This window comes from Janthinobacterium sp. PLB04 (assembly GCF_021165895.1).
GTDB lineage: Bacteria > Pseudomonadota > Gammaproteobacteria > Burkholderiales > Burkholderiaceae_D > Janthinobacterium > Janthinobacterium lividum.
On sequence record NZ_CP088968.1, the window covers coordinates 6,168,487 to 6,187,760 of the forward strand.

General features: G+C 59.7%; 19 protein-coding genes and 1 tRNA gene. 16 read left to right on the forward strand and 4 right to left on the reverse strand.

The window, feature by feature from the left end:
• Positions 1 to 107: 107 nt before the first annotated feature.
• Positions 108 to 758: a TetR/AcrR family transcriptional regulator gene (locus LSO07_RS27300; RefSeq protein WP_034788763.1), complete on the reverse strand. Its 651-nt coding sequence runs from the start codon at positions 756 to 758 to the stop codon at positions 108 to 110.
• A 338-nt stretch (positions 759 to 1,096) separates the two neighbouring features.
• On the opposite strand from LSO07_RS27300, the gene LSO07_RS27305 reads away from it, so the two are divergent.
• The 13 genes from LSO07_RS27305 (at position 1,097) to rfbD (ending at position 14,224) form a co-directional block, all read left to right on the forward strand.
• Entirely contained in the window at positions 1,097 to 1,966 is an 870-nt protein-coding gene (locus LSO07_RS27305; RefSeq protein WP_151097301.1) for a head GIN domain-containing protein, read from the forward strand.
• Positions 1,967 to 2,036: 70 nt separating this feature from the next.
• Complete coding sequence (locus LSO07_RS27310; protein WP_151097303.1) at positions 2,037 to 2,309, forward strand: YkgJ family cysteine cluster protein; 273 nt, start codon at positions 2,037 to 2,039, stop codon at positions 2,307 to 2,309.
• Between the two features lie 90 nt (positions 2,310 to 2,399).
• Complete coding sequence (locus tag LSO07_RS27315) at positions 2,400 to 3,170, forward strand: DeoR/GlpR family DNA-binding transcription regulator (RefSeq protein ID WP_151097305.1); 771 nt, start codon at positions 2,400 to 2,402, stop codon at positions 3,168 to 3,170.
• A gap of 33 nt (positions 3,171 to 3,203) precedes the next feature.
• The gene (locus LSO07_RS27320; protein WP_151097307.1) at positions 3,204 to 4,352 is read left to right on the forward strand and encodes an MFS transporter; all 1,149 of its coding nucleotides are present in this window, start codon (positions 3,204 to 3,206) and stop codon (positions 4,350 to 4,352) included.
• Positions 4,353 to 4,508: 156 nt separating this feature from the next.
• Positions 4,509 to 5,354 carry an undecaprenyl-diphosphate phosphatase gene (locus tag LSO07_RS27325; protein ID WP_034785863.1) on the forward strand — a complete coding sequence of 282 codons (846 nt, stop codon included), beginning with the start codon at positions 4,509 to 4,511 and terminating at the stop codon, positions 5,352 to 5,354.
• Positions 5,355 to 5,360: 6 nt separating this feature from the next.
• Positions 5,361 to 7,184, forward strand: coding sequence for a DNA helicase RecQ (gene recQ / locus LSO07_RS27330; RefSeq protein ID WP_099389180.1), 1,824 nt, complete (start codon positions 5,361 to 5,363; stop codon positions 7,182 to 7,184).
• A complete protein-coding gene (locus LSO07_RS27335; RefSeq protein WP_099389181.1) occupies positions 7,184 to 7,678 on the forward strand; it encodes a hypothetical protein in 495 nt (164 codons plus the stop codon). The genes recQ and LSO07_RS27335 overlap by 1 nt, the downstream gene beginning before the upstream one ends.
• A 44-nt stretch (positions 7,679 to 7,722) precedes the next feature.
• Positions 7,723 to 8,700 (forward strand): LysR family transcriptional regulator, encoded by a 978-nt coding sequence (locus LSO07_RS27340; protein WP_070281717.1) that lies wholly within the window; start codon positions 7,723 to 7,725, stop codon positions 8,698 to 8,700.
• Positions 8,701 to 8,862: 162 nt separating this feature from the next.
• The gene (locus LSO07_RS27345; protein ID WP_034785857.1) at positions 8,863 to 10,149 is read left to right on the forward strand and encodes a Glu/Leu/Phe/Val family dehydrogenase; all 1,287 of its coding nucleotides are present in this window, start codon (positions 8,863 to 8,865) and stop codon (positions 10,147 to 10,149) included.
• A gap of 582 nt (positions 10,150 to 10,731) precedes the next feature.
• On the forward strand, positions 10,732 to 11,814 hold the full coding sequence (rfbB, locus tag LSO07_RS27350) for a dTDP-glucose 4,6-dehydratase (RefSeq protein ID WP_151097309.1): 1,083 nt from the start codon (positions 10,732 to 10,734) through the stop codon (positions 11,812 to 11,814).
• Complete coding sequence (rfbA, locus tag LSO07_RS27355) at positions 11,811 to 12,704, forward strand: glucose-1-phosphate thymidylyltransferase RfbA (RefSeq protein WP_151097311.1); 894 nt, start codon at positions 11,811 to 11,813, stop codon at positions 12,702 to 12,704. Before rfbB ends, rfbA begins: the two co-directional genes overlap by 4 nt.
• A 36-nt stretch (positions 12,705 to 12,740) precedes the next feature.
• A complete protein-coding gene (rfbC, locus tag LSO07_RS27360; RefSeq protein WP_151097313.1) occupies positions 12,741 to 13,286 on the forward strand; it encodes a dTDP-4-dehydrorhamnose 3,5-epimerase in 546 nt (181 codons plus the stop codon).
• A 53-nt stretch (positions 13,287 to 13,339) separates the two neighbouring features.
• Positions 13,340 to 14,224: a dTDP-4-dehydrorhamnose reductase gene (gene rfbD / locus LSO07_RS27365; protein ID WP_151097315.1), complete on the forward strand. Its 885-nt coding sequence runs from the start codon at positions 13,340 to 13,342 to the stop codon at positions 14,222 to 14,224.
• 12 nt (positions 14,225 to 14,236) lie between these two features.
• Here rfbD and galE read toward each other — a convergent pair whose 3' ends face one another.
• The 3 genes from galE to LSO07_RS27380 all read right to left on the reverse strand — a co-directional run bounded on the left by galE (position 14,237) and on the right by LSO07_RS27380 (position 16,253).
• A complete protein-coding gene (gene galE, locus LSO07_RS27370) occupies positions 14,237 to 15,256 on the reverse strand; it encodes a UDP-glucose 4-epimerase GalE (protein WP_151097317.1) in 1,020 nt (339 codons plus the stop codon).
• A 150-nt stretch (positions 15,257 to 15,406) separates the two neighbouring features.
• On the reverse strand, positions 15,407 to 16,087 hold the full coding sequence (trmB, locus tag LSO07_RS27375) for a tRNA (guanosine(46)-N7)-methyltransferase TrmB (protein WP_070281719.1): 681 nt from the start codon (positions 16,085 to 16,087) through the stop codon (positions 15,407 to 15,409).
• Positions 16,088 to 16,179: 92 nt separating this feature from the next.
• Positions 16,180 to 16,253 (reverse strand) — tRNA-Gly (locus tag LSO07_RS27380).
• A gap of 296 nt (positions 16,254 to 16,549) precedes the next feature.
• Here LSO07_RS27380 and LSO07_RS27385 point away from each other — a divergent pair.
• From LSO07_RS27385 to LSO07_RS27395, 3 genes are all read left to right on the forward strand, one after another.
• The gene (locus tag LSO07_RS27385) at positions 16,550 to 16,810 is read left to right on the forward strand and encodes a hypothetical protein (RefSeq protein WP_151097319.1); all 261 of its coding nucleotides are present in this window, start codon (positions 16,550 to 16,552) and stop codon (positions 16,808 to 16,810) included.
• Positions 16,811 to 17,107: 297 nt separating this feature from the next.
• The gene (locus tag LSO07_RS27390) at positions 17,108 to 17,464 is read left to right on the forward strand and encodes a diacylglycerol kinase (RefSeq protein WP_151097321.1); all 357 of its coding nucleotides are present in this window, start codon (positions 17,108 to 17,110) and stop codon (positions 17,462 to 17,464) included.
• A gap of 248 nt (positions 17,465 to 17,712) precedes the next feature.
• Positions 17,713 to 19,131: a mannose-1-phosphate guanylyltransferase/mannose-6-phosphate isomerase gene (locus LSO07_RS27395; protein ID WP_151097323.1), complete on the forward strand. Its 1,419-nt coding sequence runs from the start codon at positions 17,713 to 17,715 to the stop codon at positions 19,129 to 19,131.
• Positions 19,132 to 19,274: the final 143 nt, after the last annotated feature.

Below are 19,274 nucleotides of genomic sequence, written 5' to 3' on the forward strand. Positions count from 1 at the left end.
TGTTAACCATAAAGACGGGGAATGGAGGAAATTTGCGACGATCTGCAGATTTGAGGGGGCGAACCTTGGAAAAGGGGCAACTGAACGGTAGAGGCTAGCTCGGCATGTCAACTTTTCCCGGGCGCCTCCACCTGCAGACTGCGCAAGCTCATGTCGATAAAGGCATCCATATAGGCGATCGGATCGATGTTCTTGACCTCGCACGGCAGGAAGGAATGCGTCCACATCATCAGCATGGTGACGGGCGCGCTGAGGATGGTACTGACCAGCACGGGATCGACCTGGCGGAATTCGCCCCGCTGCATGCCCCGTTCCAGCAGGCTGACGATCAGCCCATTGCCGCGCGTAACAACTTCTTCGTTGTAAAACTGCGCCAGTTCCGGGAAATTGTTCGCTTCGGCCAGCATCAGCTTGGTCAAGCCGGCCAACTTGGTGGCGCCGAACTCTTCCCACCACTGCATCATCACCTTGCGCAACAACTCGGCACTGCTGCTGTCCGAGGCGGCCATGCTGTCTTCCGCCTCGCCGATCGACTGCACAATATTGTCGCGCACCACGGCCTTGAACAGCTCTTGCTTGTTCTCAAAGTACAGGTACAGCGTGCCTTTCGACACGCCGGCCCGCTTGGCCACATCCTCCAGGCGCGTCGATGCGAAGCCCCGTTCGACAAACAGGTCGAGGGCGGCGGCGAGCAGTTCCTGCGGGCGGGCATCCTTGCGCCGCTCCCAGCGGGGCTTGGTATCAATCGGGGCTTGCATGTGTCTTTCCAAGTAACTTACTTTTGAGTCATTAATGGTAGACCGGTCTACCGTCAAGGTCAAGCGCTGGCCGTACCACCACGCAAGACACTTGGCCAGGCTGTCAACTCCCCGTATTGTACCCTCCGCGCCAGGGTCGGCGGCACCGCCCTTTGCCGCCCTGACCTTCGGTAACGGGTGAGCCAGAATGCGTTTCAGCCCCCATTTTGCGCAGTTCATCGCATTTCCCTTCAAACCACCGTGCCGCCTTGCTATCTTCTCATCGACAGCACGGCAGCCGCGGCGCGGCAGCCGGCTTTTTTCTTGTCCTGAACTAAAACAATCATAAAGGAAACACCATGCGTACCTTGCTGGCCCTGTGCTGTGCCGTTGTTCTCGGCGGTTGCGCCATCGTCATCAACCCCAACGACGGCGAAGTGCGCTATGCCGAATCGGGCGGCAATGCCATCCAGGGCAACGGGCAAGCAAGCCGCGACGTGCGCCAGGTCGGCAACATCAACGCGCTCGACATCGACAACATGAAGCGCATCGATATCAAGATCGACGTGCGCGTCGGCCCGGCGGCATCGCTGGTGATCGAAGCGGACAACAATCTGCAACCGTTGATCCATAGCGACGTAAACGGCAACACCCTGCGCATCTGGAGCGATACGAACATTCGCAGCAGCAATGGTATCCACGTCATCTATACGACGCCACAATTGAAGAAGATCAACATCTCCGGCTCGGGCCGCCTGGTGGTCAGCGGCCTCAATGGCGACGATTTCAGCCTGGAGCAGCGCGGTTCGATGAAGAGCGAACTGTCGGGTAGCGTGGGACGCTTCGACGTGGCCAACAATGGTTCCGGCAGCATCAACGCGGCGGCCCTCGCCAGCGGCAACACGGACGCGGTGCAGAACGGCTCGGGCAGCATCCAGCTGGGCAGCGTGCGCGGCGAACGCATCAACGTGGCCGTCAATGGCTCGGGCAGCATCAGCGCCAGCGGCATCGTGCAGCGTCTCGATGCCAACGTGAATGGCTCGGGCGATATCAACCTGGCGTCGCTGCGCAGCGACGTTGCCTATCTGGCGAGCAACGGCTCCGGCGACATCGACGTCACCGTCCAGCATGAAGTCAATGCCCGTGCCAGCGGTTCCGGCCGCATCACCGTGCATGGCGACCCGGCCCGCCGCACCCTGTCGGGCAAGCGCGTCAGCATCGTGCGCTAATCGCGCCCTGGCGACGCATGGGAGCCGGCTTGCTATACTGTCGGCTCCTCACCCGCCCGTCTGAAATCCCATGTCACCATCTGCCACCCTGGCATGCCGCCCCTCCTGCGGCGCCTGCTGCACCGCACCGTCCATCACCAGCCCGATTCCCGGCATGCCGGATGGAAAACCGGCGGGCGTGCGCTGCATCCAGCTGGCTGACGACAACCGTTGCAATATTTTTGGCAAGCCGGAGCGGCCCGCCTTTTGCGGCGGCTTGCAGCCATCGGCAGACATGTGCGGCAGCAGCCGCGAACATGCCATCCGCTGGCTGGCCGAGCTGGAAAGGCTGACGGCTCCCTGAGTGGCGCGACGACGGCTGACAGATAACTGTTGACCGCAATTGCACGTTTGCGTATATTCATGCACATTCCTGCACGTTTTAAAATACCCCATGTCCGCCACCCTGCTCCTCAAACAACGCCACGCACTGATCCAGCAACAATTGCACGCCGATGGCCGCGTGCTGGCGCTGGACCTGGCGCGCCAGCTCGACGTTTCCGAAGATACGATACGCCGCGACTTGCGCGAGATGGCGGCGGCCGGCCTATGCCAGCGCGTGTATGGCGGCGCCCTGCCGCTGGCGCCTGATGGCGGCACCTTGAGCCAGCGCAAGCAGGAAGCGCCCGAGCGCAAGGCGCGCCTGGCACAGGCCGCCGTGTCCCTCGTGCGCGCGGGACAGGTGCTGTTTCTCGATGCGGGCTCGACCAACCTGGCCATCGCCAACGCCTTGCCAGAGTTGGCGCTCACTGTCATCACCAATGCGCCAGCCATTGCCATGGCCCTGATGGAACGCCCGGAAATCGAACTCATCATGGCTGGCGGCAGGGTCGACCGCCGCGCCGGCGCCAGCCTGGGACCACAAGCCTTGCGCACCGTCGAGCGCATGCATCCCGACCTGTGTTTCCTCGGCGCTTGCGGGGCCGACGCGGACGCGGGCGTGACGGCGTTCAACTACGACGAGGCCGAGTTCAAGCGCAGCATTGCCGGCGCCAGCAAGGCGGTGGTGGTGGCCGTCACCAGCGACAAGCTGGGCACCGCCGCGCCCTTCGGCGTGCTGGCCACGGGCTTGCTGCAGCACCTGGTGCTGGAAGCCGATGCCGACGCTGCCCACGTGGCCGCCTTTGAACGGCTGGGCGTGCAAGTGCTGCGCGCCCGCGCCTGATTTTATCCACCCCGACCTTTGAAAAGTTCCATCATGCATCTCACCGGCACCCTGCAACAACGCGCCACGCGCCTGGTCTTCTTCGCCGCCGGCCTCGGCATGGCCGCCTGGGCCCCGCTGGTTCCCTACGCCAAGTCGCGCCTGGGCCTCGATGAAGCCACCCTCGGCATTTTGCTGCTGTGCCTAGGCGCCGGCTCGCTGTGCGCGATGCCGTTTACAGGCATGCTCGCCAGCCGCTTTGGCTGCCGCAAGGTCATCGTCGGCGCCGGCCTGCTGCTGACCGCCGTGCTACCCGGCCTGGCGCTGGCGGCCACGCCGCTGCAGCTGGGCCTGGTGCTGCTGGTATTCGGCGCGGCCATGGGCACGTTTGACGTGGCCATCAACATCCAGGCCGTGATCATCGAAAAAGCCAACGGCGGCGCCATGATGTCGGGCTTTCATGCCCTGTTCAGCGTGGGCGGCTTCGCCGGCGCGGCCTGCATGGCCCTGCTGCTGTGGCTGGGCCTGACACCTGCCTGGTCCTGCGTGGTGGTGATGCTGCTGCTGTGCGGCGTGCTGGGCGCGGCGCAAGGCCATCTGCTGCCGACGGCGTCCGCCTCCGGCGAAAAGACGCCGCTGTTCGTCATGCCGCATGGCGCCGTCATTTTCATCGGCTTGCTGTGCTTTATCGTCTTCCTGGCCGAAGGCGCCATCCTCGACTGGAGCGCCCTGTTCCTCACCACCACGCGCGGCGTGGAAGAAGCCAAGGGCGGCCTCGGCTACGCCGCCTTCGCCATCGCCATGACTGTGGGCCGGTTTACGGGCGACAAGGTGGTCAGCCGCTTTGGCGGCAATCAGGTGCTTACTTTCGGTGGCTTGTGCGCAGCCGCAGGCTTCTTCCTGGCCGTGCTGGCGCCGCACGCCGGCCTGGCCATGCTCGGCTTCGTGCTGATCGGCCTGGGCGCGGCGAACATCGTGCCCATCCTGTTCACGGCGGCAGGCCAGCAGCACGCCATGCCGGCCAGCCTGGCGGTGGCGGCCATCACCACCATCGGCTACGCGGGCATCCTGGCCGGCCCGGCCGTCATCGGTTTCGTGGCGCACGCCACCAGCCTGAATATCGCCTTCGCCATGCTGGGCGCCGCCCTGCTGCTGGTGGCGGCCAGCGCGCGCTTGGTGGCGCCGGCAAAACAGGCTGCCTGAACCCTCCCCTTGCCTGGCGGGCAGCGGCAAAAAACCGCTGCCCGCCAGCGCCCAAATCGGCTCGACGGGCCTCCGGCATGGTAAGCTTCGACCCCGCGCACATTGCTGGCGCCACGCGGTCACCCCATCCTGCCACTTATACCCGTTTATACATCTATGGATCTCATTCTTGCGTTAAAAGCCATCATCATGGGGCTGGTCGAAGGTTTTACCGAATTCTTGCCGATTTCGTCCACGGGACATCTGATCCTGGCCGGCAGCCTGCTCGACTTTACCAAGGATGTATCGAAAGAAGTCATGGATGTCTTCGAGATCGCCATCCAGGCCGGCGCCATCCTGGCCGTGTGCTGGGAATACCGCCAGCGCATCGGCAGCGTGCTGACCACCTTCGGCAGCGAAGCGAAGTCGCGCAAGTTCGTGCTGAACGTGGCCATCGCCTTCCTGCCCCTGGCCATCATCGGCCTGGCCATCGGCAAGATGATCAAGCACGCGCTGTTCAAGCCAGTACCGGTCGCCATGGCATTCATCATCGGCGGCATCGTGATTTTGCTGGTGGAGCGCCGCGCGCGCACCAATCCCGTCACCGTGCGCGTCAACTCGGTCGATGAAATGACGCCGTTCGACGCCTTGAAAGTGGGCTGCGCGCAGGCGTTCGCGCTGATCCCCGGCACCAGCCGTTCCGGCTCGACCATCATCGGCGGCATGCTGCTGGGCCTGTCGCGCAAGACGGCCACCGAATTCTCGTTCTTCCTGGCCATCCCGACCCTGCTGGCGGCCACCTTCTACTCGCTGTATAAAGCGCGCGACATCCTGTCGGCCACCGACGTGCCCCTGTTCGGCCTGGGCACCGTGTCCGCCTTCATCTCCGCCTTCCTGTGCGTGCGCTGGCTGCTGCGCTATATCAGCTCGCACGACTTCACGTTTTTTGCCTGGTACCGCATTGTGTTCGGCTTGCTGGTGTTGGCCAGCGCCCACTACGGCTGGGTTGTTTGGGCAGAATAAGGCACTATGAATCAAGATCTTAATCAGCGCGCGCTGCACCTGCTGCAAACCGTTTTCGGCTATCCGGCCTTCCGCGGCCAGCAAGCCGACATCGTCGACCACGTCAGCCACGGCGGCGACGCGCTGGTACTGATGCCCACCGGCGGCGGCAAGTCGCTGTGCTACCAGATTCCCGCCCTGCTGCGCGACGGCGTCGGCGTCGTCGTCTCGCCGCTGATCGCGCTGATGCAGGACCAGGTGGATGCGCTGGAAGAAGTCGGCGTGCGCGCCGCCTTCCTCAATTCCACGCAGACCTACGAAGAAGCGAGCCGCATCGAGCGCCTGGTGCGCACGGGCGGCATCGACGTCGTCTACGTGGCGCCCGAGCGCCTGATGACGCAGCGCTGCCTGGACCTGTTCCAGGCCTCGAAGATCTCCCTGTTCGCCATCGACGAGGCGCATTGCGTGGCCCAGTGGGGCCACGACTTCCGCCCCGAGTACATCAAGCTGTCGGTGCTGCACGAGCAGTTCCCGGACGTGCCGCGCATTGCGCTCACGGCCACCGCCGACCCGCAGACGCGCGCCGAAATCGCCTTGCGTTTGCAGCTGGAGGACGCGCGCCAGTTCGTCTCGTCCTTCGACCGTCCGAACATCCGCTACCAGATCGTGGAAAAGGCGAATGGCCGCAAGCAGCTGCTCGACTTCATCAACACGGAACACGCGGGCGACTGCGGCATCGTCTACTGCCTGTCGCGCAAAAAGGTCGAAGAGACGGCGGAATTCCTGAACCAGAGCGGCATCCGCGCCCTGCCCTATCATGCGGGCATGGAGTACGCCAAGCGCAGCGCCAACCAGGCGCGCTTCCTGCGCGAAGAAAACATCGTCATGGTCGCCACCATCGCCTTCGGCATGGGCATCGACAAGCCCGACGTGCGCTTCGTGGCGCATCTGGATCTGCCGAAAAGCATCGAGGGCTATTACCAGGAAACGGGCCGCGCGGGACGCGACGGCATGGCCGCCAACGCCTGGATGGCGTACGGCTTGCAGGACGTGGTGCTGCAGCGGCGCATGATCGACGAATCGGAAGCGGACGACACCTTCAAGCGCGTGCTGGGCGTCAAGCTCGACGCCATGCTGGGCCTGTGCGAAACGCTAAGCTGCCGCCGCATGCGATTGCTCGAATACTTCGGCGAACCGGCTTCGCCGTGCGGCAATTGCGACACGTGTCTGGTGCCGCCCGTGTCCTTCGACGGCACGGTGCCCGTGCAAAAACTGCTGTCGGCCATCTACCGCGTCGACCAGCGCTTCGCCGGCGGCCACGTGATCGACGTGCTGCGCGGCGTGGAATCGGAACGCATCAAGACCTGGCACCACGATGCGCTGTCCGTCTTCGGCATCGGCTCGGACCTGGGCGAGGCGGAGTGGAAAGCTATCCTGCGCCAGGCCATCGCGCTGGGCCTCGTCTCGGTCGATCATGAACAATACAGCTCGCTGAAACTGACGGATGCCTCGCGCCCCGTGCTCAAGGGCGGCCAGAAGGTGCAGCTGCGCCAGTACCAGAAACCGGTGAAGACCAGCAAGCGCAGCACCAGCGTGGCGAAAGGCTATGTCGAGACGGACCTGTCCACCAGCGAGCAGGCGATCTTCGACAAGCTGCGCTGGTGGCGCGTGGAGACGGCGCGCACGCACAACGTGCCGGCCTACGTGATTTTCGTCGACGCCACCCTGCGCGAAATCGCCAAGGCCAAGCCCACCTCGCTGGAACAGATGCGCGGCGTGAGCGGCGTGGGCGAGAAAAAACTGGCCTCGTATGGCGACGAAATCGTCGCCATGATCCTGGAGATGATTTGATGCAAGATTTGATGGAAGCACTCTCGTCCGACCTGATCTATCAGGCCGTGAAAATTCTCGGCGCCCAGCCCGACGCCGAAGACGCGGTGGAAGCGCAAGTACGGTTACTGGTGCAGGACGATCTCACCGTGCGCCGCCTGGCCGACGTGGTGCCGGAAGCCTTCGGCCTGGTGCTGGTGTCGCACCTGCCCGGCGCCGACAACATGACCCTGCCCGATACCTTCTGCGCGCAGGACGAGGACGGCGAGTGGGTGGAGTTCCCCTTGCGCCGCGAGCCGATCTTTGTCGTCGCCGCGGATATCGCCCAGCATACCTTCCACAACGGCCCGCGCGCGCTGATACAAAACCTGGCCAGCCGCAGCTCCTTGCTGTCGGCCATCAACAAGGCGTTGAATGCGGGCGGCTCGCTCGAAGGCACGACCCTGGGCCCGCCGTCCTTCTTCGGCCTGCCCGCCGCCCTCTATCAGCCGGCGGCATCGCCCGATACGCCCTGACCACCACACTTTGCCCTTGTCCTTGATAAGAGAACGCTGCCGCGATGGAAACCAAATGGCTGGAAGACTTCATCTCGCTCGCTGAAACGCATAATTTCAGCCGTTCCGCGGCCCTGCGCCACGTCACCCAGCCAGCCTTTTCGCGGCGCATCCAGTCGCTGGAAAACTGGCTCGGCATCGACCTGGTCGACCGCACCTCGTATCCCACGCGACTGACGCCGGCCGGCGCCGTGTTCTACGAGCAGGCGCTGGAAATGCTGGGACAAATCAACGGCGTGCGCGCCCTGTTGCGCGGCAAGCGCGCGGCCACGCAGACGAGCGTCGATTTCGCCGTGCCCCACACCCTGTCGCTGACCTTCATGCCGAAATGGCTGACGGCGCTGGAAGAAGGTTTTGCGCCGATCAACAGCCGCCTGATGGCGCTGAACGTGCACGACGCCGTGCTGCAACTGGTCGATGGTGGCTGCGACCTGCTGCTGTGCTATCACCATCCGCGCCAGCCGGTGCAGCTGGATCCGGGCCGCTACGACATGCTGGTGATGGGCCGCGAAACCCTGCGCGCGTATGCGCGCTGCGGCCAGGACAAGGTACCCGACTTCGTCCTGCCCGGCAGCGCCAAGGAGCCGCTGCCCTTCCTCTCCTACACCAGCAACGCCTACCTGGGACGCATGGTGGAATTGCTGGTGGCAGACGCCAAGGCGCCCCTGTTCCTGGAAACCTGCTATGAAACGGACATGGCCGAAGGCTTGAAGATGATGGCGCTGGAAGGCCGCGGCATCGCCTTCCTGCCCGAGTCGGCAGTCATGCGCGACGTCAAATACAAGCACCTGGCGCGCGCCGATGGCGGCGCGCCAGGCTGGGAAATCGAGCTGGAAATCCGCTTGTACCGCGAACGCCCATCGAGCCTGCGTCCCGGCAAGCAGATCGTCGAAAGCCTGTGGCAATACCTGGTGCAGGCGCAGGATGGCAAGGCGCGCATGGGCAAGCGCCGCAAACGCGCCACCGAGGCCGTCCGGTCCTGACTGGCAATCCTGGCAACACAACTATGCAATAAATGCATAACCGGATGCGCACAAAGCATTGGCCGGGGCATGAGGCTATCGCCTACGATGCGGTTCCGCTGCGCGCAGCTGCATATCGGCTGTGCCTCTAACGTATTCGTATTGTCCAGGAGCTTATCAAGCATGACCAGCAAGCACGCACTTCCTTCCTACCTGAATCCTGAAGACCTTGGCCCATGGGGCGTCTACCTCGAGCAGATCGACCGCGTTACGCCGTACCTGGGCAACCTGTCGCGCTGGGTGGAAACGCTGAAGCGTCCAAAGCGCATCCTGACGGTCGACGTGCCTATCGAGCGCGATGACGGCACCATTGCCCACTACGAAGGCTACCGCGTGCAACACAATCTGTCGCGCGGTCCGGGCAAGGGCGGCGTGCGCTTCCACCAGGATGTGACCCTGTCGGAAGTGATGGCCCTGTCGGCCTGGATGACAGTCAAGAATGCAGCGGTCAACGTGCCATACGGCGGCGCCAAGGGCGGTATCCGTGTCGATCCGAAGACCCTGTCGCGCAACGAACTGCAACGCCTGACCCGCCGCTACACGAGCGAGATCAGCATGATCATCGGACCCAACAAGGATATCCCGGCGCCGGACGTCAACACGAATGAACAAGTCATGGCGTGGATGATGGACAGCTACGCCATGATCGGCGGCAATATGTCGACCGGCGTGGTGACGGGCAAGCCAATTTCGCTGGGCGGCAGCCTGGGCCGCCGCGATGCGACGGGCCGCGGCGTCTTCGTCGTCGGTTGCGATGCGGCCGCCAAGGTCGGCATGTCGCTCGAAGGCGCGAAAGTCATCGTGCAAGGTTTCGGCAACGTGGGCGGCGTCGCTGCACGCATGTTCGCTGAAGCCGGCTCGAAAGTGGTCGCGGTACAAGACCACAAGACCACCGTGGTGCATGCCGGCGGCCTGAACATCCCACAATTGCTGGCACACGTGGCCGAAGTGGGCAGCGTCGAAGGCTTCCCGGGCGCCGAGGCATTCGTGCCGCGCGAAGATTTCTGGGGCATCGATTGCGACATCCTGATCCCGGCCGCGCTGGAACAGCAGATCACGGCCGAACGCGCACAAGTCATCCGCGCCAAGATCATCCTGGAAGGCGCCAACGGCCCGACCCTGCCGGCAGCGGACGACATCCTGACCGACCGTGGCGTGCTGATCGTGCCGGACGTACTGGCCAACGCCGGCGGCGTGACCGTCAGCTACTTCGAGTGGGCGCAGAACTTCTCGAGCTTCTTCTGGACGGAAGAAGAAATCAACAGCCGCCTGACCCGCATCATGCGCGAAGCGTTCGACGCGGTATGGCAAGTGTCGCAAGAGAAGAAAGTGTCGATGCGTACCGCCACCTTCATCCTGGCATGCACGCGTGTTCTCCAGGCTCGTGAAGTGCGCGGCCTGTATCCATAATGGCGGCCTGAGAAAAAGCCTGGGGCGTTATTGCTTCGCCTTGCCCCGGGCATTTTTCAGGCGCAATTGCCTGCAAATGCCCAGGGCTTAACTACTTAGCAATGCCCTGTTTTCAAGCATCCCCGGGCTGAACTACCAACTCGCCGCTTTCAGCAGCGCAATCCCTCCCACTCTCCTTGTCACTCCACTTTTGAGCAATTCCCGCCTTAAGCTCAAGTCAGGTGTCCCGTCAGTCCCCCCAGTTTTCTTCCTTCATTGGCGTAATACCATGCTGCGCCCTCACGCAGGAGTAAGGCTGTCCTCACGAGCACGCGCTTCGCGCGCCACCAGTCGTTTATACTCAGCACCTCGCGCTACTTCAAGAGAGGCTCGATATTATTAATCAATCTAATGTTGTTCTTGAATTGTGAGACCATCAGCATAATAACGATACGGATCAAGAAGACCGCATAAGTAGTACTGGCAAAGCGAAGAAAAAGAACAATAATGACATATCTAAAAATCCGCCATGACCCTGCAGAACGCCTCCAGGAGCAATAGCAAACTCATGGCTGCTCAGAAAACAAAAGATAGGATGGCAACATGATTTTAGTGACTGGCGGCGCCGGCTTCATCGGCTCCAATTTTGTACGCGATTGGCTGACACTCAGCGATGAGTCCGTCATCAACCTCGACAAACTCACCTACGCTGGCAATCTCAGCAATCTGGCCAGCCTGGAACAAGACTCGCGGCATATTTTTGTACACGGGGATATCTGCGATACAGCCCATGTCTCCCGCTTGCTGGCAGAACACAAGCCCCGCGCCATAGTGCATTTGGCAGCGGAAAGCCATGTCGACCGCTCAATTCACAGCCCAGGTGAATTCATTTCGACCAACGTCAATGGCACCTTCAGCTTGCTGGAAGCCGCACGCGCCTATTGGTCCGGCCTGACGGGCAAGACCAAGGATGATTTTCGTTTCCTGCATGTCTCAACCGATGAGGTATATGGCACCTTGAGACCACAGGATCCCCCCTTTAGCGAAACGACGCCCTATGCGCCAAATAGCCCGTACTCGGCGTCGAAAGCTGCATCCGACCACCTGGTACGCGCCTATTTTCATACCTATGCCATGCCCGTGCTGACTACGAATTGTTCAAACAACTATGGTCCCTTCCACTTTCCGGAAAAACTGATTCCCCTCATCATCAGCAATGCCCGCGCCGGCAAAGCTTTGCCTGTCTATGGCGATGGCCTGCAGGTACGCGACTGGCTGTATGTGGGCGACCATTGCTCGGCGATCCGCCGCGTGTTGGAAGCGGGCTGTCCAGGCGAGGTATATAACGTGGGGGGCTGGAACGAAATGACCAACCTGGAAGTCGTACACACCTTGTGCGATATCCTGGACACCCTCGATCCCAAAGCCTCCGGCAGCTACCGGGAACAAATCTGCTATGTGCCGGATCGCCCCGGTCATGACCGCCGCTATGCCATCGATGCGCGCAAGATCGAGCGCCAACTGGACTGGAGACCCGCCGAAACATTCGATACAGGCATTCGCAAGACGATTCAATGGTACTTGGATAATCAAGCCTGGGTGCGCGACGTCCAGTCCGGTGACTACCTGGCCTGGGTACAGAAAAACTATGCGGAACGCAATGACACCAAGGAAACCACAGCATGAATTTCCCAATTGAACGCAAAGGCATCATCCTGGCCGGTGGCTCGGGTACCCGCTTGTATCCTGTGACCATGTCAATATCGAAGCAACTGCTGCCGGTATATGATAAACCGATGATCTATTATCCATTGACCACCCTGATGCTGGCCGGCATACGCGACATCCTGATCATTTCGACGCCGCAAGATACACCTCGTTTTGAGGAATTGCTGGGTGATGGCAGCCAATGGGGTATCAAATTGAGCTATGCAGTACAAGCTACTCCGGACGGCTTGGCACAGGCGTTCATCATCGGCCGCGCATTTCTTGGCGATGCCCCATCAGCACTGATTCTCGGAGATAACATCTATTACGGCAATAACTTCGAAGCACAGTTGCGCCTCGCCTCGACCCGCACCAACGGTTCGACCGTTTTTGCCTACCATGTGCAATCGCCGGAACGTTATGGCGTAGTCGAATTCGATGCCAAGAGACGCGCCGTTAGCATCGAGGAAAAGCCGCTCAGTCCTAAATCGAACTATGCCGTGACAGGCCTGTATTTTTACGACAATCAGGTGTGCGATATCGCCGCTGGCATCGTACCATCAGCGCGCGGCGAGCTGGAAATTACCGACGTCAATCGTACCTATCTTGAACGCAAGCAATTGAACGTCGAGATCATGTGTCGCGGCATGGCTTGGCTCGATACCGGCACGCATGAGTCGTTGCTGGAAGCAGGACAATTTATCTCCACCATCGAAAAACGCCAAGGCCTGAAAGTGGCCTGCCCGGAAGAAATCGCTTATCGCAAAGGTTACATTGACGCGGAAAGACTGGAAAGCCTGGCGCAACCCTTGAAAAAGAACGCCTATGGACAATACTTGCTGCGCTTACTCGACGAAACCGTTTTCTAACGTGCCATTTGCTCACCACTTAGCTGAAACAATGCCATGAAAATCCAGGCCACTGCCATACCGGACGTCCTGATCATCGAACCAATGGTGTTCGGTGATGAACGTGGTTTTTTCTATGAAAGCTACAACCAGAAACGCTTTACGGAACTCACCGGCATCAGTCGTACATTCGTGCAGGACAACCATTCCAAATCCACCAAAGGCGTCTTGCGCGGCCTGCATTACCAGATCCAGCAATCACAGGGCAAACTGGTGCATTGCACGGCAGGTGCTGTATTCGATGTCAGTGTCGATTTACGCAAAAGCTCGCCCAGCTTCGGTCAGTGGGTTGGTGTCGAGTTATCCGCTGCCAACAAACGCCATTTATGGATACCAGAAGGCTTCGCCCATGGCTATCTTGTCATCAGCGACGGCGCCGAATTCCTGTATAAAACGGCAGATTATTGGATTCCAGAATTTGAACGCTGCATCTTGTGGAACGATCCGCAAATCGGCATTGACTGGCCACTTGAAGGTGAACCTTTGCTGTCGCACAAAGACAAGCTTGGCAGCTTGCTGGCCAACGCCGATGTATTCGCCTGACGGCAGACACACCACCGCTGCACCTGCGGTCTCAATATGAACGAGAAAATTGGATGAGCCGTATTTTAATATCAGGAAAAAACGGTCAGGTCGGCTATGAACTTGAGCGCAGTTTACAAGGTCTAGGGGAAATCATCGCACTCGACCGTAAGCAGATGGATCTGGCCAACCTGGACCAGGTGCGTGACGTGATTCGCAGCATCAAGCCGACCCTGATCGTCAACCCCGCCGCATACACTGCGGTAGACCAGGCCGAGAGCGAGCCGGCACTTGCACTGCGCATTAATGGCGAAGCGCCTGGCGTGATGGCAGAAGAAGCAAGGAAACTGGGAGCCGCACTGATCCACTACAGCACCGACTATGTATTCGATGGATCAAAAGAGGCCCCCTACAAGGAAACCGACCCGACGTGCCCGCTCAATGTCTACGGCAGCAGCAAATTGGCCGGAGAAAAGGCAATCCAGGCGGCTGGCATCTTTCACCTGATCCTGCGTACCAGCTGGGTCTACAGTACGCATGGCAAGAACTTCCTGTTGACCATGCGCCGCCTGACACAGGAGCGAGAAGAACTGGCCATCGTATCGGACCAGCATGGTGCGCCGACCTGGAGCCGCACGATCGCCGATACCACTGCCCACATCGTGGCCCAATATCTGGTAGCTACCGATCAACAGAAATGGTGGAACGAACGCTCCGGGCTATATCATTTGACCGCACAAGGGCAAACTACATGGTTCGGCTTTGCCGAAGCCATCATGGCGCATCCATCGGTCACGAAAAAGCCCCGTTTACGGGCGATACTGGCGCAAGATTATCCCTTGCCAGCAAAACGTCCCGCCAATTCGCGGCTGTCATCGCAACGCCTGCTCGACACATTCTGTGGTTTGCCGCAATGGCAAGACGCGTTATTGCTGTGCCAAAACTCAATGTCGACTTGAAATGCGTACATTTCAGGTCGCATAACCTTGCGGGTTCTGGTACTGCCAGCGCCAGTGGTCGCGGCACATGTCGTCGATATTTTTCTGCGCTTGCCAGCCCAGGAATTCTTTCGCCTTGTCGGCCGAGGCGTAGCAGCTGGCGATGTCGCCGGGGCGGCGCGGCACTATATCGTAGGGGACTTGGCGGCCGCTGGCGGCCTCGAAGGCGCGCACGGTGTCGAGCACGCTGTAGCCGTGGCCCGTGCCCAGGTTGACGGTAAAGCCGCCCTCGGTGGAGAACAGGCGGTTCAGCGCGGCCACATGGCCCAGCGCCAGGTCGACCACGTGGATGTAGTCGCGCACACCCGTGCCATCCGGCGTATCGTAATCGTTGCCGAACACGGCCAGGCGCTCCCGGCGGCCCACGGCTACCTGGGCGATGAAGGGCATCAGGTTGTTCGGAATACCGGCTGGATCTTCGCCGATCAAGCCGCTGGCATGCGCGCCGACCGGATTGAAATAGCGCAGCACGCCGACTTGCCATTGTGCATCGGCATGCACGAGATCGGCCAGGATCTGCTCGACCATCAGTTTCGAGCGGCCGTAGGGGTTGGTGACGGACAGGCGCGACGCTTCCAGGATCGGCAAGGCTTCCGGGTCGCCATACACGGTGGCCGACGAGCTGAATACAAAACGCTTCACATTCGCCGCCGCCAGCACTTCCAGCAGGGCCACGGTGCCCGTTACATTGTTGTCCATATACATCAGGGGCTGCGCCACGGATTCGCCCACGGCCTTCAAGCCCGCGAAATGGATCACGGCATCGATGGCGTGCTCGCGCAGGACGGCGGCCATGGCCGCGCGGTCGCGCACGTCGGCTTCATAGAAGGGCACGCTTTTACCGGAGATTCGCTCCACGCGCGCCATCGCTTCGCGCGCGCTATTGCACAAATTATCCACTGCAACGACATCAAAGCCGGCAGCCAGCAATTCGACACAGGTATGCGAACCGATGAAACCGGATGCGCCGGTCACGAGTATTTTCTTGGACATAATATCAATCAATGCAAAAAAGATAAGACTACCGTAATTCGCCCACCTTGCCTAGCCAGCGCACGATAGCGCGCGCATTAAAAAAAGCCTGCGGCGTCGCCGCGGCAGGCTTGTTCTCGTGCAAACGGCACAGTTGGGCAAACCCCCAGGTTATTTCTTAATGAACACCAGATCCCACACGCCATGGCCCAGCTTCAAGCCACGGTTTTCAAACTTGGTCAGGGGACGATACGCCGGTTGCGGCGCATAGCCGTCGGCGCTATTGTGCAACTGCGGCTCGGCACCCAGCACTTCCAGCATTTGCACCGCGTAATCTTCCCAATCGGTGGCGCAATGCAGATAGCCGCCCGGCGCCAGGCGATCGGTCAATTGCTTGACGAACGGAGACTGGATCAGCCGGCGTTTGTTGTGGCGCGCCTTGTGCCATGGATCGGGGAAAAAGACGTGGATACCGGCCAGCGAATTGGCCGGAATCATGTGCGTCAGCACTTCCACCGCATCGTGCTGCAGCAGGCGCAGATTCGTCAGCGATTCTTCGCCGATCAGCTTCAACAGGCTGCCGACACCGGGCGTATGCACTTCAACACCAATGAAATCCTTCTCCGGCATGGCTTTGGCGATATGCGCAGTCGTCGCGCCCATGCCAAAACCGATTTCCAGGATCACGGGCGCCTGGCGGCCAAACACCTGCTCGAAATCCATCGGTTCTTTGGCGAAAGGCACGAGGAACTGCGGCCCCAGAGTCTCGAGCGCGCGCGCCTGCGCGACAGACAGCCGTCCCGCGCGGGTCACGAAACTGCGGATGCGGTGTTCGGTCGGATCGTACATCATCGGCCGCGCCGGGCCGTTTGCTGGGGTATCAGAAGACATGGGAATGGAGAAATAAGTGGCCGCGCCGCATCAAGCCAGGCGCCAGCGAAAAATGGAGCGGGTGAAGGGAATCGAACCCTCGTCGTAAGCTTGGGAAGCTTCTGCTCTACCATTGAGCTACACCCGCGAAGCCTGCATTTTACGCGGTATGGCAAGGACTTGGCAAACTTGTGCGGCGCGTCGAATTCATCGGGAATTCTCGCGAAATTAATAAAAAATCAATTCAGCCACATCGGCACGTCGGTGTTTTTTGTCGATAGAGAACAACATCGCGGGTAGCCAGGCACAGTGAATGCGCTGGTATACGGCTAAAAAAAGAAATTATTGCCGCCGCGAACGGTGTGGCGCAGACTAGCAAGAGAAATGTTGCTACAATCGCGTGACAGTTTAGCATTCCCGCTGTTCAACCTAAAAGGATATCCCATGAAGAAAATTCTGATCGCTTCGGCAATCCTGTGCTTCGCTTCCGCACAAGCCATGGCTCAAACGACGGCACCAGTTGGTGGAGCACCTGTTCCACCAGCAGCAGCACCAGCAGCTGGCGCTACCGGCGCTGCCGCCGGCGGCACTATTGCCGGCCTGAGCACGAGCGCCCTGATCGCAATCGGCGCAGCAGTTGCCGTTGTGGCCGGCGCAGCGAGCTCGGATTCGACCACCGCGCACACGACCCCAACTCACCATTAATACCTGGCTGCTCAGGCAGCGACAGGTAGGTCCATCCTGCAGCTTGATGTCGAGCCGAAAGGTGACGGTCTGGTGCCGCAATAATTGACATACTAAAATATGTCAATTATTACAATAAAAGCCCTTTTCATTTGAAAACGGGCTTTTTTACTTTTTATCAAACACCAAAAAGATTGGCAGCAGTCTGCTGTGGACGAATGATGTCATATCGTATGGCCATGCCTGCGATCCTCATCTATTCATTGAGAGATCCGCCTTTATGTCAGTAAAATATCCCGCGCCATCGCTTCAGTTGCCATGAAGAACCAGTCATTCTTCAAGCGCATGGGATTTGCCGTGCAAGGAATAATCGCAGCCTTCCGCATGGAATCGAGCTTTCGCCTGCAGTGTCTGGCCGCCCTGATGGTGATCATCTTACTCTGTTGGTCCCGACCTCCCTTGATATGGTGGGCCTTGCTATTGCTCAATTGCGGCATGGTCATGGCCGCGGAATTGTTTAATACCGCGCTGGAGCACCTGATCGATCACCTCCACCCATCTCTGCATCCGAGCATCAAGATTGCAAAGGACTGTGCCGCTGGAGCGGTGTTGCTCCTCAGTGTAACGGCCGTGTGCGTGTTTGTTGCTTTTTTGCTTGAAAACGTTGCGTGCTAAGTCGGAATACAGGGGTAGCAAACTACAATACAGGACAGGCTAAGTGCGTGCCGCTCAGAGCCTATAGAGTCAAGAGAAAATACAAAGATTCCTGTAATTTATTAAAATATTGCCCCCATTAGCAATATTGATTTTTTGACGGTACGTGCGCCGCCGCATACGAGCGGGGCAAGCGGGGCAAATTTTAATGCCTGCCGAATGACTGATGATTCAGCGCTATCCAATATAACATTTACATTAAAGCATAAATGACTATCCCCCTCCTACCGGTAATTCTTTGTGGTGGTTCCGGCACACGCTTATGGCCACTTTCGCGCGAGGCATTTCCAAAACAGTTTCTGCGCTTGTCGTCCAAGGGCAGCATGCTGCAACAAACGCTGCAGCGCCTGGCAGGCATGGATGCTGTGGCGCCAGCATTACTGGTATGCAACGAATCCTCGCGTTTCATTGTTGCGGAGCAAGTGCGTGAAATCGGCCCGGAAAACAGCCGTATGTTACTTGAACCCATGCGTCGCAATACGGCACCAGCGATCGCCTCAGCCGCCTTGCATGCGATGGAGAATGGCGAAGATCCGCTACTGCTGGTGCTGCCGTCGGACCATGTCATTCTGGATACCCCGGCTTTCCATCGTGCCATCGTACTGGCGCGTACTGCTGCAGAGGCAGGTAATTTGTTAACTTTCGGCATCACGCCAACGGGACCTGAAACAGGATACGGCTATATTCGCGCCGAGGGCACTGCAAGCGGACAAGTTCAGCGCATACTTGAATTCGTGGAAAAGCCGGCCCTGGCGCTTGCGGAACAATATATCGCCAGCGGTGATTACTTCTGGAACAGCGGCATGTTCCTGTTCCGGGCCAGCCGCTACCTGGCAGAACTGGAGCGCTTCCAGCCTGCCGTCCTGGCCGCGTGCCGCGCTGCCATCACTGCCGCAAAGAGCGACCTTGACTTCATTCGCCTGGACAAGGATGCCTACGCTGCCAGCCCCGATATCGCCGTCGACTACGCCGTCATGGAGCGTACCAGCCATGCCTCTACCATCGCCCTCGATGCAGGCTGGAATGATATCGGCTCCTGGAAAGCAGTACTCGAGGTGGCGGAAAAAGATGCCAGTAACAATAGCGCCAACGGCGATGTGCTGATCCAGGATTGCAACGATTGCCTGGTGCACAGCACTAGCCGCCTGGTCACCGCCATCGGCATGCGCAATACCGTCATCGTGGAAACCGCCGATGCCGTGCTGGTCATGGATGCGGATCAGGCACAACAGACGAAAACCATGGTCGCGCAGTTGATCGCCAGGAAGCGTCCCGAGGCCACCATGCACCGTGAAGTCTTCCGTCCGTGGGGTTCCTATGATTCCATCGGTAATGGCGACCGCTTCCAGGTCAAGCGGATCACTGTCAAGCCTGGCGCCAAGCTGTCATTGCAAATGCATCACCACCGCGCCGAGCACTGGATCGTGGTTTCCGGCACTGCCCAGATCACCAATGGCGACAAGGAATATTTGCTGACCGAAAACCAGTCTACCTATATCCCCCTCGGCGTCGTCCATTCCCTGGCCAACCCGGGCAAGCTACCGCTGGAATTGATTGAAATTCAATCGGGTAGCTACCTTGGGGAAGACGATATTGTCCGCTTTGAAGACCGCTACGGCCGCGCTTGACCGAGCAGAGACGTCATCACCACGCATGCAGCACCGCAAGAATTCACACTGAAGTTTATAAGGTTTAGCAAGTCATCATGAAACCAATCGAAGGCATCTTTTTACAAGAAGTAAGATGGTATTGCAGCAGTAGGGCAGAAAAA

Bases quoted from the DNA above. Each gene is read 5' to 3' on its own strand.
- LSO07_RS27300 (WP_034788763.1), bottom strand. From the start codon at position 758: ATGCAAGCCCCGATTGATACCAAGCCCCGCTGGGAGCGGCGCAAGGAT.
- LSO07_RS27305 (WP_151097301.1), top strand. From the start codon at position 1,097: ATGCGTACCTTGCTGGCCCTGTGCTGTGCCGTTGTTCTCGGCGGTTGC.
- LSO07_RS27310 (WP_151097303.1), top strand. From the start codon at position 2,037: ATGTCACCATCTGCCACCCTGGCATGCCGCCCCTCCTGCGGCGCCTGC.
- LSO07_RS27315 (WP_151097305.1), top strand. From the start codon at position 2,400: ATGTCCGCCACCCTGCTCCTCAAACAACGCCACGCACTGATCCAGCAA.
- LSO07_RS27320 (WP_151097307.1), top strand. From the start codon at position 3,204: ATGCATCTCACCGGCACCCTGCAACAACGCGCCACGCGCCTGGTCTTC.
- LSO07_RS27325 (WP_034785863.1), top strand. From the start codon at position 4,509: ATGGATCTCATTCTTGCGTTAAAAGCCATCATCATGGGGCTGGTCGAA.
- recQ (WP_099389180.1), top strand. From the start codon at position 5,361: ATGAATCAAGATCTTAATCAGCGCGCGCTGCACCTGCTGCAAACCGTT.
- LSO07_RS27335 (WP_099389181.1), top strand. From the start codon at position 7,184: ATGCAAGATTTGATGGAAGCACTCTCGTCCGACCTGATCTATCAGGCC.
- LSO07_RS27340 (WP_070281717.1), top strand. From the start codon at position 7,723: ATGGAAACCAAATGGCTGGAAGACTTCATCTCGCTCGCTGAAACGCAT.
- LSO07_RS27345 (WP_034785857.1), top strand. From the start codon at position 8,863: ATGACCAGCAAGCACGCACTTCCTTCCTACCTGAATCCTGAAGACCTT.
- rfbB (WP_151097309.1), top strand. From the start codon at position 10,732: ATGATTTTAGTGACTGGCGGCGCCGGCTTCATCGGCTCCAATTTTGTA.
- rfbA (WP_151097311.1), top strand. From the start codon at position 11,811: ATGAATTTCCCAATTGAACGCAAAGGCATCATCCTGGCCGGTGGCTCG.
- rfbC (WP_151097313.1), top strand. From the start codon at position 12,741: ATGAAAATCCAGGCCACTGCCATACCGGACGTCCTGATCATCGAACCA.
- rfbD (WP_151097315.1), top strand. From the start codon at position 13,340: ATGAGCCGTATTTTAATATCAGGAAAAAACGGTCAGGTCGGCTATGAA.
- galE (WP_151097317.1), bottom strand. From the start codon at position 15,256: ATGTCCAAGAAAATACTCGTGACCGGCGCATCCGGTTTCATCGGTTCG.
- trmB (WP_070281719.1), bottom strand. From the start codon at position 16,087: ATGATGTACGATCCGACCGAACACCGCATCCGCAGTTTCGTGACCCGC.
- LSO07_RS27385 (WP_151097319.1), top strand. From the start codon at position 16,550: ATGAAGAAAATTCTGATCGCTTCGGCAATCCTGTGCTTCGCTTCCGCA.
- LSO07_RS27390 (WP_151097321.1), top strand. From the start codon at position 17,108: ATGAAGAACCAGTCATTCTTCAAGCGCATGGGATTTGCCGTGCAAGGA.
- LSO07_RS27395 (WP_151097323.1), top strand. From the start codon at position 17,713: ATGACTATCCCCCTCCTACCGGTAATTCTTTGTGGTGGTTCCGGCACA.